Origin of the sequence: Kitasatospora sp. NPDC101235 (assembly GCF_044767505.1) — a bacterium.
In the GTDB taxonomy this organism is placed as follows: domain Bacteria; phylum Actinomycetota; class Actinomycetes; order Streptomycetales; family Streptomycetaceae; genus Kitasatospora.
Map to the genome: position 1 here is coordinate 564,730 of NZ_JBIWNZ010000001.1, position 13,136 is coordinate 577,865.

A 13,136-nucleotide genomic window follows, 5' to 3' on the forward strand; every position below is an offset into this window, starting at 1 on the left:
ATGCCGGAGCAGACGGACCCGTACGCCTACGCGCCGGTGGACACCCTCCTCGGCCTGCTGCAACGCGGCCGGGGCCTGGGCGCGCAACTGGCCGCCGAGGACCCCACCGCCGCCGACTCCGTGTACGCCTGCATCCGTACGGACTGGCGCTGGGACTGGCTGGTCGACGAGCGCCGCGTCTACCTCGCCCGGCTCCTCCGGGACCTGGCCCTCCCGCTCGCCCCGGTCGCCGAGGCACTGGCGGCCGCCGCGGACGGCCACGACGCCGAGGAGGTCGCCCGCATCCTCGAACAGCTGGCGCTCGCCGGCTCCGGCGAGGCGCGGGACATCCTGCGGGCGTACATCCGCGAGGGCGAGCAGTGGCTGTCCGTCCTGGAGTCCGTGTCCGAGCGCTGGCCGGTGCAGTGGTGGGCGGACCTGGGCGACGTCGCGCGGGCACGCCTCGGCGGCGACGACGACCCGACGCCCTGGGCGAAGGCCTGGGAGCACTGGGGCGTCTCCATCCCCACCCCGGAACGCCGGCCCCCGCGGCCCGACCCGCCGGCCGAGCCGACGAACGCGGAACTCCTGGAGGTCATCGCCGACCCCGGCTCACCGGAGGAGCGCAGGACGGACGCCATGTACGTCCTCTACCACCACCGCGCCCCGGAGCCCGGCCTGGTCCCGCTCGTCCCCTCGCTCGGCACGGCGGACGGCAGGCACGCGCTGCCGCTGGTGACGGGCCTCCTGGCGAGGCTCGGCGTCCACGCCATGCCCGCCGCCCGCGACTGGGCGGCCTCGGACACCCGCTGGCTGGCCTGGGAGGGCCTGAGGGTGCTGGCCGAGCACGGGGAGCCGCAGGACGTCCCGGTGCTCCTCGCCGAGCTGGAGAAGGACTGGGCGCACCGCACCTGGTGCGGCCCGATGCTCATGGCGCAGGGCCTGGCCCGCCTCGGGCCCGAGGCCGCCGGAGCCGTCCCCTTCCTCCGCCGTTTCTGGGTGCGCACCCCGCACTCGTACGAGCGCCCCGCCTACCTCAGGGCGCTGGCCGCCATCGACCCCGCCGGACTGGACGAGGCGTACGTCGAGTCGCTCTGGGACTCCCAGGCCGAAGCCCGGCTGCTGGGGGTCGAGCGGGCCCCCGACCGCCCCGGCGTGCGGGAGCGCCTGGCCCACCTGCGGGACGATCCGATGGAGGAGTCCGAGGTCCGCGAAGCCGCCGGGGCGCGACTCGCCGGGCCGGCCTGGGCGCCCCTCCCGGCGGACGGGGAAGCCGTTCGAAGGGGGCTAGAGTAGACACGTGAACGTGTGAGTGATGGTCCGGACCCCGCGAGGTGCTCCGGGCCACATCCATTTCCAGGCCACCTCCGTTTCCAGAGGCGCCCCCTGTGACCTGCACGTTCGCCGGCCCACCAGACCAGCACCAGAGCCTCCGGAGGCCCCGCCTTGAGCGACCAGCCGTTCGCGCATCTGCACGTCCACACCGAGTACTCGATGCTGGACGGTGCCGCCCGGCTGAAGCAGATGTTCAAGGAGGTCGAGCGCCTCGGTCAGACCCACGTGGCCATGACCGACCACGGCAACATGTACGGCGCCGCCGAGTTCCACAAGCAGGCCACCGCCGCCGGGATCACCCCCGTCATCGGCATCGAGGCGTACGTCGCCCCGGAGTCCCGCTCCAACACCAAGCGCATCCTGTGGGGCCAGCCGCACCAGAAGCGGGACGACGTCTCCGCGTCCGGCGCGTACACCCACAAGACCATCTGGGCCCGCAACAAGGAGGGCCTGCACAACCTCTTCAAGCTGACCTCGCGCTCCTACGCCGAGGGCTGGCTGGTGAAGTGGCCCCGGATGGACAAGGAGCTGATCTCCGACCTCTCCGGCGGCCTGATGGCCACCACCGGCTGCCCCTCCGGCGAGGTGCAGACCCGGCTGCGCCTCGGCCAGTTCGACGAGGCCCTGAAGTCCGCCGCCGACTACCAGGACATCTTCGGCAGGGACAACTACTTCCTGGAGCTGATGGACCACGGCCTCGACATCGAGAAGCGGGTCCGCGACGGGCTGCTGGAGATCAGCAAGAAGCTGAACATCCCCCCGGTCGTCACCAACGACTCGCACTACACCACCGAGGCCGACGCCGGCGCGCACGACCTCCTCCTCTGCGTCCAGACCGGCAAGAACCTGTCCGACCCGGACCGCTTCCGCTTCGACGGCACCGGCTACTACATCAAGTCCGCCGCGGAGATGTACGCCCTCGACTCCTCGGACGCCTGGCAGGAGGGCTGCCGCAACAGCCAGCTCCTCGTCGCCTCCCGGGTCGACACCGAGGGCATGTTCAAGTTCAAGAACCTGATGCCCCGCTTCCCCATCCCGGAGGGCTTCGAGTCCGAGGCGGACTTCTTCAAGTCCAAGGTCTGGGAGGGGATGGACTGGCGCTTCCCGGGCGGGTACGACGAGGAGCACAAGAAGCTCGCCGAGTACGAGATGGACACCATCATCCAGATGGGGTTCCCGGCGTACTTCCTCGTGGTCGCCGACTTCATCATGTGGGCCAAGAGCCAGGGCATCGCGGTGGGCCCCGGCCGTGGTTCGGCGGCCGGCTCGCTGGTCGCGTACGCGATGGGCATCACCGACCTCGACCCCATCCCGCACGGCCTGATCTTCGAGCGCTTCCTCAACCCCGAGCGCATCTCGATGCCCGATGTCGACATCGACTTCGACGAGCGTCGGCGCGGTGACGTGATCCGCTACGTGACGGAGAAGTGGGGCTCCGACAAGGTCGCCATGATCGTCACGTACGGCACCATCAAGGCGAAGGCCGCCATCAAGGACTCCTCGCGAGTCCTCGGCTACCCGTACGCGATGGGCGACCGGATCACCAAGGCGATGCCGCCGGACGTCATGGGCAAGGGCATCCCGCTCTCCGGCATCACCGACTCCTCGCACCCCCGCTACAGCGAGGCCGGCGAGATCCGCGGGCTGTACGAGACCGACCCGGACGTCAGGAAGGTCATCGACACCGCGCGCGGCATCGAGGGCCTGATCCGCCAGCCCGGTGTGCACGCCGCAGGCGTCATCATGTCCGCCGAGCCGCTGACCGACCACATCCCGGTCTGGACCCGGCACACCGACGGCGTCACCATCACGCAGTTCGACTACCCGACCTGTGAGGGCCTCGGCCTTCTCAAGATGGACTTCCTCGGCCTGCGCAACCTGACGATCATGGACGACGCCGTCAAGGCGATCGAGAAGAACAAGGGCATCAAGATCAACCTGCTTGATCTGCCCCTGGACGACAAGCCGACCTACGAACTCCTCGCCCGTGGTGACACGCTCGGCGTCTTCCAGCTCGACGGCGGGCCGATGCGCTCGCTGCTGCGGCTGATGAAGCCCGACAACTTCGAAGACATCTCCGCGGTCCTGGCGCTGTACCGACCGGGCCCGATGGGCGTCAACTCCCACACGAACTACGCGCTGCGCAAGAACGGCCAGCAGGACATCACCCCGATCCACCCGGAGCTGGAGAAGCCCCTGGAGGAGGTGCTCCGGCCGACGTACGGCCTGATCGTCTACCAGGAGCAGGTGCAGAAGGCCGCGCAGATCCTGGCCGGCTACTCGCTCGGCCAGGCGGACCTGCTGCGCCGGGCCATGGGCAAGAAGAAGAAGGAGATCCTGGAGGCGGAGTTCGTCCCCTTCCAGAAGGGCTGCCGCGAACGCGGCTACTCGGACGCGGCCATCCAGGCCGTGTGGGACGTCCTCGTCCCCTTCTCCGGCTACGCGTTCAACAAAGCGCACACCGCCGGCTACGGGCTGGTCTCGTACTGGACGGCCTACCTCAAGGCCAACTACCCGGCCGAGTACATGTCCGGGCTGCTCACCTCCGTCAAGGACGACAAGGACAAGTCCGCGGTCTACCTCAACGAGTGCCGCAAGATGGGCATCCAGGTGCTGCCGCCGGACGTCAACGAGTCGGACTCGGACTTCACCCCGCACGGTGACACCCTGGTCCGCTTCGGCCTCACCGCCATCCGCAACGTCGGTGGGCCGGTGGTCGAGTCGATGATCCGGACCCGGAAGGCCAAGGGGAAGTTCGCGTCCTTCCCGGACTTCCTGGACAAGGTGGAGTCGGTGGTCTGCAACAAGCGGACCGTCGAATCGCTGATCAAGGCCGGTGCGTTCGACTCGCTCGGGCACACCCGCAAGGGCCTGAGCGCGCAGTTCGAGCCGATGATCGACAACGTCGTCGGGGTGAAGCGCAAGGAGGCCGAGGGACAGTTCGACCTCTTCGGCGGCGACGCCACCGCGGACGAGCCGAGCTTCGGGCTGGACGTGGTGTTCTCCGAGGAGGAGTGGGAGAAGTCCTTCCTGCTCACCCAGGAACGGGAGATGCTCGGCCTGTACGTCTCCTCGCACCCGCTGCACGGCATCGAGCACGTGCTCGCCGACAAGGCGGACTGCGCGGTGGCCGACCTCGCGGAGCGGCCGGACGGGACGATCGTCACCATCGGCGGCATCATCTCGGGCCTCCAGCGGAAGATGACCAAGCAGGGCAACGCCTGGGCCATCGCGACGGTCGAGGACCTGGCGGGCTCGATCGACTGCATGTTCTTCCCGGCCAGCTACCAGCTGGTGTCCTCGCAACTGGTCGAGGACGCCGTCGTCTTCGTGCGCGGCAAGCTGGACAAGCGGGAGGACGTGCCGCGACTGATGGGGATGGAACTGTCCGTCCCGGACCTGTCGAACGCGCACGCCGAGGCGCCGATCACCATCAACATCCCGAGCGGGAAGGTCACCCCGCCGCTGGTGGCCCGGCTCGGCGAGGTGCTCGGGAGCCACCGCGGCACCACCGAGGTACGGGTGCGGCTGGAGAGCCGCAACAAGACCACGGTGCTGCGGCTCGACCGGCACCGGGTGAAGTCGGACCCGGCGCTGTTCGGGGACCTGAAGCAGCTGCTCGGGCCGAGCTGTCTGGCGGGATGACGTCGGACGTGCTTCGCGCAGTTCCCCGCGCCCCTTCGGGCGCGGGGAACTTCCGTTTCGGGGGGGAAGTGAAAGAAGAGGGGCGGGCGGGGGCCTCAGGCGCCGCTGCCGAGCCCCGGCGGGACGGCCGTGTGCAGGGCCGAGACGAAGGCCGAGATGGCCGGGTGGGAGCCGGCGCCGGCGCGGAACGCGGCGCGGGTGCGGCGGTACATCGGCAGGCGGGTGAGGACGACGCCGGGCGGGGGCCCGGCCGTGCCCAGGTGGGGGACCAGGGCGACGCCCTGGCCGGCCGCCACCAGGGCCAGCACGGTGGTGAAGTCGTCGATCTGGTGACGGATCCGGGGCGCGAAGCCCGCCGCCTCGCAGGCGCGGACGGCCATGGTGTGGCAGAGCGTGTCCGGCGGGGACATGATCCACGGCGCGCCGCGCTGCTCGGCGACGGTGCCCGGGGTGCGGGCGGCCAGGTACATGGGCTCGGTGAAGACCGGGCGGGTCACCGCGAGGCCCGGCTCCGGGTCGGTCGGGACGAGGTCGTACTCGTGCACCAGCGCCACGTCCAGCTCGCCCGCCCGTAGCGCCGCGCCGACGGCCGCCGGGTCCACCTCGGTGACCATCGGCTCCAGCCCCGGGTGCCAGCCGGCCAGTTCGGCGAGCACCGCCGGGATGATCGCCCGGGCCGCCGAGGGGTAGGTGCCGATCCGCAGTGGACCGGCCAACCCCCGCTTGGCGTGGGCGAGTTCGGCGCCGGCCTGCTCCAGCAGGGCGAGCACCGCCTCGGCGTGCCGGACCAGGTTGCGCCCGGCCGGGGTGAGGGTGACCCGCCGCCCGGTGCGCTCCAGCAACGGGACGCCCGCCTCCTTCTCCAGGACGGACAGCTGCTGGGAGACCGCCGAGGGGCTGAAGGAGAGCGCCTCGGCGACGGCCGCGATGGTGCCGAGGTGGGCGAGTTCGCGCAGCAGGCGCAGGCGTCGGACATCCAGCATCGGGCCAGCCTAGGGCCTGCCCCGAGACCCGCCCCCGAGACCTGGTTCCGAGTCCCTTCGCGGCCCTTCGGTGTCGAGCATCGGCTCAGCTTACGAGAAGCGTCGGAAATGTGAACTGGACCTGGGCGATCGGCGGGCCGCAGGATCGTTGGCATGGAACTCAAGGGCATCCACATCCCCCTGATCACCCCCTTCGCCGCCGACGGCTCCGTCGCCCTCGACGCGCTGGAGAAGCTCGCACACGAGGTCCTGGACGCCGGGGCGGCCGGACTGGTCGCGCTCGGCACCACCGGCGAGCCGGCCGCGCTGAGCGCCGAGGAGCGGGACGCGGTGGTCGACGTCGCCGCGGCCGCCTGCGCCGCGCGCGGGGCGCAGCTGACCGTCGGCGCCTCCGGCGGCGACACCCGGGCCGTCGGCGAGGCGCTGGCCGCGCTCGGCGCTCGGGTGCCGCAGGCGGCGGCGCTGGTCACCACGCCGTCCTTCGTCCGGGCCGGCGAGGCCGGGACGGTCGCGCACTTCCGGGCGCTGGCCGCGAGCAGCCCGCTGCCGCTGCTCGTCTACCACATCCCGTACCGCACCGGGCAGCAGCTCTCCACCGCCGCGCTGCGCGAACTCGCCGCGATCGAGGGCGTGGTGGGCGTCAAGTACGCGACCGGCGGGCTGGACCAGACGGCCGCCGAGCTGCTCGCCGACACCCCCGAGGGGTTCGCCTTTCTCACGGGCGAGGACGCCTACCTCTCGCCGATGCTGGCGCTCGGCGCGGCCGGCGGCATCCTCGCCTCCGCGCACCTGGCGACCGCCCGGTTCGTCGAGCTGGTCGAGGCCTGGCAGGCCGGGGACGTGGAGCGGGCGCGGGCGCTCGGGCACCGGCTGACCGGGCTGGCGCTGTCCGCCTTCACGGCGCCGAATCCGACGGTGACCAAGGGCGTGCTGCACGCCCAGGGCCGCATCCCGACCCCGGACGTGCGGCTGCCGCTGCTGCCGGCCGGGGAGGCGGAGGTCCGCGCCGCACTGGCCCTCGCCAGTGGTCTGGACCAGTAGGCGCGCTCTCACACCGTGGAACGCCAGGCCGTCCCACCCGCGTGACAAGGCATGATGGGCAGAGTGCGGCTGTGAACAGCACCATTCAGAGGAGTAGTCGGAGATGAAGATCGGCATTGTCGGTGCCACCGGCCAGGTCGGCGGCGTGGTCCGCGAGATCCTGGCGGAGCGCGCCGGACTTCCCGGTGGAATCGGCCCCGTGGAGCAGCTGCGGCTGTTCGCCTCGGCCCGCTCGGCCGGGCGCACGCTGCCCTGGCAGGGCACCGAGATCACCGTCGAGGACGCGGCCACGGCCGACTACACCGGCCTGGACATCGTGATCTTCTCGGCCGGCGGCTCGACCTCCAAGGCCCTGGCCCCCAAGGTCGCCGCGGCCGGTGCCGTGGTGATCGACAACTCCTCCGCCTGGCGCCGCGACCCCGAGGTCCCGCTGGTCGTCTCCGAGGTCAACCCCGAGGCCATCGCGGACCGCCCCAAGGGCATCATCGCCAACCCGAACTGCACCACCATGGCCGCCATGCCCGTGCTGCGCCCGCTGCACGAGGAGGCCGGCCTGGCCGCGCTCGTCGTCTCCACCTACCAGGCCGTGTCCGGCAGCGGTGTGGCCGGCGTCGCCGAACTCCAGGACCAGGCCGCCAAGGTCGTGGACGGTGCCGCCGCGCTCGCCCACGACGGCGGTGCCGTCGAGTTCCCCGAGCCCAAGGTCTACCAGCGGCCGATCGCCTTCAACGTGGTCCCGCTGGCCGGCTCCCTCGTGGACGACGGCTCCAACGAGACCGACGAGGAGCAGAAGCTCCGCCACGAGAGCCGCAAGATCCTCGGCATTCCCGCCCTGAAGGTCGCCGGCACCTGCGTGCGGGTCCCGGTCTTCTCCGGCCACTCGCTGCAGATCAACGCCCGCTTCGAGCGCCCGATCAGCCCCGAGCGCGCCGTCGAGCTGCTCAGCGGCGCCCCCGGCGTCGAGCTGTCCGACATTCCCACCCCGCTCCAGGCCGCCGGCCGGGACCCGAGCTACGTCGGCCGCATCCGGGTGGACGAGACGGTGGACAACGGCCTGTCGCTGTTCGTCTCGAACGACAACCTGCGCAAGGGTGCCGCCCTGAACGCCGTCCAGCTGGCCGAGCTGGTCGCCGCCGAGCTCAGGGGCTGAGCCCCACCGGCCGACCACCGGCCGACCAGCGGCGTCCGCCGGTCGGAGCACCGCTGCGTGACCTCGGGCGGGCCTCGTCGTTGAACGGGGCCCGCCTTCTTGTCGCCGCGCCGCCCCGTCGCTCCACGTCGGGCCGGCTGTTGCCGGACCGGGACAACCGGCGAGGTTCGGCAGGCGAACCGCGGGTAAAAGGTGACCCAACGATCGGGCGACGACGGGGGCCCCTCACCTCGGCACGCCCGGACGGCGGGCGGACCGCCCATTCCCGAATCGACCCACCCGACAGATTCCGAGGGCGAGCGAAAAGAGGTGCGCGATGGACCGCTGTGTCGTCCTGGTGGACGCCGGATACCTGCTGGGCGCCGCCGCCAGCCTGCTCGCGGGGGATCCGTCCCGCTCCAAGGTCACCGTGAACCACACGGCCCTGATCACCGCGCTGCGCGAGCGCGCCGAGGCCGAGACCGGGCTGCCGCTGCTGCGGATCTACTGGTTCGACGCCGCGCCCGACCGGCGCCCGATGCCCGAGCACCGGCGGCTGCGGGTGCTGCCCAGGGTCACCGTACGGCTCGGCGCGCTCACCCGGGCCGAGGGGCGCTGGGTGCAGAAGGGCGTGGACGCCGCGATGCACGCCGAACTCTCCGAACTCGCCCGCAACCGGGCCTGTGCCGACGTCGTGCTGATCACCGGCGACGGGGACCTGCTGCCCGGCATGATGACCGCCAAGGAACACGGCGTGGCCGTCCATCTGTGGGCCCTCCAGGCCGCCGACGGCGACTTCAACCAGTCCGAGGACCTGGTCGGCGAGGCGGACGAGCGGCGGGTGCTGGACCGGGAGTGGATCGAGGGGTCCTTCTCGCTGCGCGAGCACTCCAGCATGTTCCCGGCCCAGGGGGCCCGGCAGGAGATCGCCAAGATCCTCGCCGCCCCACCCGCCGCGCTGCCCACCGTGGTGCCGCCGGTGGTCCGCCCCGCAGCCGCGGCCGAGGCCCCGGCGAGCGCCGCACCCGCCGCCAACGGGGGGCCGCAGCCGGCCGCGGCCGCGCTCAAGGTCGTACCGACGCCGAAGGACCTGGCCGGGCGGGCCTCCTCGGTCACCCCGATCACCCCGGTGGCGAACGGCACCAGCGGGCACAGCACCAACGGGCACGGGGCGAACGGGCACGGGGCGAACGGGCACGGGGCCGTCGCGCAGACCGGGCCGGTGCTGCGGTGGTCCTCCGACCGGGGCTGGGTGGACCGGCCCGCCCCGGAGCCCGCCGTCACCGCCGGCGACAGCCTGCCCACCCTCGCCCAGCTCACCACCGCCGAGCAGCGCTGGGCGGACCGCGAGGAGGACATCACCTCCATCGGCGGCGACGCCCACGAAGTCGGGCAGGTCTTCGCCCGCCGCTGGAGCGAACGCGTCGGCGACGCCGAAAGACTCACCACGCTCTGGCCCGACTACCCGCGCATCCCGCACCGGGTGGACGGCGAGCTGCTGCGCTACGCCGCCCGCTTCGGGCTGCTGGCGCACAAGGACGACCAGATCGACGAGCACGACCGCTACGCCATCCGGGCCGGGTTCTGGAAGGAACTGGCGGCGCGGGTGCCGGGCGGGTCGATGGTCGTCGACGACTGAGCCGGCCGATCCGTCGACCGATCCGCCGACCGATCCGTCGGCCGGGGGTGGAGCCGGGCCCCGTTGTCCGGTTCGCCCGTATGAGCGCGTAGAGTCTTCGGTCGTGAACGAGACGGCCGGGCGAGCACCCGAGGAACCCCTGCCGTGCGTGGCCGTGCGCGACCTGGTCAGGACCTACCGCAGCGGGCGCGGCGCGGCCGCCGGCGAGATCCGGGCCAACGACGGGATCAGCCTCACCGTACGGCCGGGCGAGATCTTCGGGCTGCTCGGGCCCAACGGAGCCGGGAAGTCGACGCTGGTGCGCCAGCTCACCGGGCTGCTGCGCCCCGACTCGGGATCCGTCGAACTCTTCGGCCACGACATCGTGCGGCACCCCGAGCGGGCCGCGCGGCTGCTCGGCTACCTCGGGCAGGAGTCCACCGCGCTGGACGAACTGACGGTGGCGCTCGCCGCCGAGACCACCGGGCGGCTGCGCGGGCTCACCCGGGCGCAGGCCCGGAGCGCGGCCGCGGACGTCCTGGCCGAACTCGGGCTGGAGCCGATCGCCACCCGGCCGCTCGCCAAGCTGTCCGGCGGACAGCGGCGGCTCGCCTGCTTCGCGGCCACCCTGGTGGGGGAGCGGCCGCTGCTCGTCCTGGACGAGCCCACCACCGGGATGGACCCCGTCGCCCGGCGGGCCGTGTGGAGCGCCGTCGACCGGCGCCGCGCGGAGCACGGGACGACGGTGCTGCTGGTCACCCACAACGTGATCGAGGCGGAGACGGTGCTAGACCGGGTCGCCGTGGTGGACGACGGCCGGGTGATCGCCTGTGACACGCCCGGCGGGCTCAAGGCGCTGGTGGACGGCGACGTCCGGCTCGACCTGGTCTGGCGGGACGAGGCGCCGCTCGGGGTGCCCGCCGTCGCCGCGCTGCGCGAACGGGCCGAGCGTACCGGGCGCCGCTGGACCGTCCGCACCACCCCCGAGCAGGCCCGCGAACTGGTCGCCGCCGTGACCACCGGCCCGGCCTTCGCCGCGCTCGACGACTTCACCCTCGCCACCCCGAGCCTTGAGGACGCCTACCTCAAGCTGGGTGGCCGCCACGGAGGACTGGCCAAGTGACGCTGCTCTCGGTGCCCCCGCGGACCGACCGGTCCACGGCCGCCCCCGCCCCGCTCGCCCCCGCGGCCAGGCTGCTGCCGGCGCTCGCGGCCGTCTACCGGGCGCAGCTCGCCCGGGCGCGGGTGGCGCGCATCCCGTTGCTGTTCGTGGCCACCTTCCAGTCCGTGGGCATCCTGGTGATGATGCGGGGCGTGGTGGACGCCGGGCAGTCCTCGGAGGCGCGGTCGGTGGTCGCCGGGTCGAGCGTGCTGGTGGTGGCGTTCGTCGCGCTGAACCTGCTCGCCCAGTACTTCGGCAAGCTGCGGGCCACCGGCGGGCTCGACCACTACGCGACCCTGCCGGTGCCGGCCGCCTCGGTGGTCCTGGGGGCGGCCGCCGCGTACGCCTCCTTCACCCTGCCGGGGACGGTCGCCACGGCGGCGATCGGGGCGGTGATGTTCGGGCTGCCGCTCGGGCAGCTGTGGGTGCTGCTGGCGGTCGTGCCGCTGGCCGGGGCCGCGCTGTCGGGGCTGGGGGCGGCCTGCGGGCTGCTGGCACCCCGGCAGGAGATCGCGACGATGCTCGGACAGCTCGGGATGTCGGCCGCCCTGCTGCTGGGCGTGCTGCCGGTGGACCACCTGCCGCAGCCGGTGCAGTGGCTGCGGGACCTGCTGCCGTCCACGTACGGGGTGGACGCCTTCGCGCGGACCTTCACGCCGGATCCGGACTGGGCGCTGGTCCTCGGGGACCTGGCGGTCTGCGCCGGGGTGGGCGTGGTGTCGCTGGCCGTCGCCACGTGGGCGTACCGGCGGGCGGTCTCGCGGTAGGCCGTTCCCAGCGGGCCGATTCGTGGCAGGCCGTTTCGCGTCGGGGTGTTTCGTGCCGGGGCGTTTCCCGGCAGGCCGTTTCGTGGCAGGGCGCCGAGTGGGTGTGGTGGGTCGTTCGAGTGGCCGTCGTGAAACGATGGGGCCTGTGACCGTACCGAACACACCTCCGGATCCCGCGCCCGCCGATGTGCAGGCCGTGCCGGACGCAGCGTCCGACCCGTTCGCGCCTCCGCAGGGGGTCACCGACCTCGGGCACGGGACGACCCCGCTGGGGCAGCGGCTGCTGCCGGAGGTCCGGGTCGGGGCCGGGGTCGTGATCGCCTGCCTGGTGGCCGGCCTGGTGGTGGCCGGGCTGTGGGCCTGGCTGGCGCCGAAGGTGCCGCTGGTGGTGGACGGGGACCGCATCCTCTACGCGGACCCCGAAGGGGAGCAGCGGGCCGGGGCCGACGCGCTGTTCGTGCTCATCGCCCTGGGGGCCGGCATCGTGACCGCGCTCGGGGCCTTCCTGGTCACCCGGCGGCGCGGCGGCGGCATCTCCGTCGCGCTGGGGCTGACCATCGGCGGGCTGCTCGGATCGATCGGGGCCTGGCGGATCGGGCGGTGGCTCGGGCCGAGCAGCGACCTGATCGGCGAGGCCCGGAGGGTCGGCGACGGCGGGCACTTCGACGCGAGCATCGACCTGGGGGCGCTGGGAGCGCTGCTGGTGTGGCCGATGACGGCGATGGTGGTGCTGCTCATGCTCTCCGCGGCGTTCGGGAAGCGGGAGGAGGACCCGCCGCCGTACTGGGGGGCTCCGATGGGGGCGGCTCCGGCGGGGGCTCCGCTGGGGCCGTGGGACGGGCCGGGGACGGGGAGCGGTACGGAGACGGGGAGCGGTACGGGGCACTGAGCGTCGCCGCGTGCGGGGGCGGTGCCTTCCGCCCCGCACGGGTTCCCCGCGCCCCTGCTGTGAGGGCGCGGGGGTGTTCTCAGCGGGCGATGGGGGCGGTGCGGGCCCCGGTGAGGGAGACGAGGTCGGTGGGGGCGAGTTCGACTTCGAGTCCGCGGCGGCCCGCCGAGACGTAGATGGTGGGGTGGCCGAGCGCGCTGGCGTCGACGACGGTGCGCAGCGGGCGGCGCTGGCCCAGGGGCGAGATGCCGCCGCGGACGTAGCCGCTGCTGCGCTCGGCGGCGGCCGGGTCGGCCATGGCGGCGCGCTTGCCGCCGACGGCCGCCGCCAGGGCCTTGAGGTCGAGCTGGCCGGCGACCGGGACCACGCCGACCGTGAGGGTGCCGTCCACGTCGGCGACGAGGGTCTTGAAGACCCGCTCGGGGGCGATGCCGAGCACCTCGGCGGCCTCGCCGCCGTAGGAGGCGGCGGCCGGGTCGTGGTCGTAGGCGTGCACGGTGAACGGGACGGCGGCGGCTTCCAGGGCGACGGTGGCGGGTGTGCCCTGGCCGCCCTTCCTGGTCTTCTTGGCCATGCGGGGTCCTCAAG

10 protein-coding genes are annotated in these 13,136 nt (G+C 73.0%); 8 read left to right on the forward strand and 2 right to left on the reverse strand.

All coding sequences use genetic code 11. From position 1 onward, the window contains the following. Together ACIRRH_RS02640 and dnaE are read left to right on the forward strand one after the other, a co-directional pair. Positions 1-1,275, forward strand: coding sequence for a hypothetical protein (locus ACIRRH_RS02640; protein WP_403060636.1), 1,275 nt, complete (start codon positions 1-3; stop codon positions 1,273-1,275). 150 nt (positions 1,276-1,425) lie between these two features. Continuing rightward, positions 1,426-4,959 carry a DNA polymerase III subunit alpha gene (gene dnaE, locus ACIRRH_RS02645; RefSeq protein WP_403060639.1) on the forward strand — a complete coding sequence of 1,178 codons (3,534 nt, stop codon included), beginning with the start codon at positions 1,426-1,428 and terminating at the stop codon, positions 4,957-4,959. Between the two features lie 95 nt (positions 4,960-5,054). Here dnaE and ACIRRH_RS02650 read toward each other — a convergent pair whose 3' ends face one another. Next, complete coding sequence (locus ACIRRH_RS02650) at positions 5,055-5,942, reverse strand: LysR family transcriptional regulator (RefSeq protein WP_380769412.1); 888 nt, start codon at positions 5,940-5,942, stop codon at positions 5,055-5,057. Between the two features lie 153 nt (positions 5,943-6,095). Between ACIRRH_RS02650 and ACIRRH_RS02655 the strand changes: the two genes are divergently transcribed. The 6 genes from ACIRRH_RS02655 (at position 6,096) to ACIRRH_RS02680 (ending at position 12,548) form a co-directional block, all read left to right on the forward strand. Further along, complete coding sequence (locus ACIRRH_RS02655) at positions 6,096-6,983, forward strand: dihydrodipicolinate synthase family protein (RefSeq protein ID WP_403060642.1); 888 nt, start codon at positions 6,096-6,098, stop codon at positions 6,981-6,983. A gap of 103 nt (positions 6,984-7,086) precedes the next feature. Further along, positions 7,087-8,133, forward strand: coding sequence for an aspartate-semialdehyde dehydrogenase (locus ACIRRH_RS02660; RefSeq protein ID WP_403060645.1), 1,047 nt, complete (start codon positions 7,087-7,089; stop codon positions 8,131-8,133). A 316-nt stretch (positions 8,134-8,449) separates the two neighbouring features. Next, entirely contained in the window at positions 8,450-9,751 is a 1,302-nt protein-coding gene (locus ACIRRH_RS02665) for an NYN domain-containing protein (RefSeq protein ID WP_403060648.1), read from the forward strand. A gap of 103 nt (positions 9,752-9,854) precedes the next feature. After that, positions 9,855-10,853 carry an ABC transporter ATP-binding protein gene (locus ACIRRH_RS02670; protein WP_403060651.1) on the forward strand — a complete coding sequence of 333 codons (999 nt, stop codon included), beginning with the start codon at positions 9,855-9,857 and terminating at the stop codon, positions 10,851-10,853. Continuing rightward, the gene (locus tag ACIRRH_RS02675; RefSeq protein WP_403060654.1) at positions 10,850-11,659 is read left to right on the forward strand and encodes an ABC transporter permease; all 810 of its coding nucleotides are present in this window, start codon (positions 10,850-10,852) and stop codon (positions 11,657-11,659) included. The genes ACIRRH_RS02670 and ACIRRH_RS02675 overlap by 4 nt, the downstream gene beginning before the upstream one ends. Positions 11,660-11,804: 145 nt before the next feature. Beyond that, on the forward strand, positions 11,805-12,548 hold the full coding sequence (locus ACIRRH_RS02680) for a hypothetical protein (RefSeq protein WP_403060657.1): 744 nt from the start codon (positions 11,805-11,807) through the stop codon (positions 12,546-12,548). Positions 12,549-12,627: 79 nt separating this feature from the next. Here the strand turns inward: ACIRRH_RS02680 and ybaK are convergent, their stop codons facing one another. Beyond that, positions 12,628-13,122 carry a Cys-tRNA(Pro) deacylase gene (gene ybaK / locus ACIRRH_RS02685; protein WP_403060660.1) on the reverse strand — a complete coding sequence of 165 codons (495 nt, stop codon included), beginning with the start codon at positions 13,120-13,122 and terminating at the stop codon, positions 12,628-12,630. Positions 13,123-13,136: the final 14 nt, after the last annotated feature.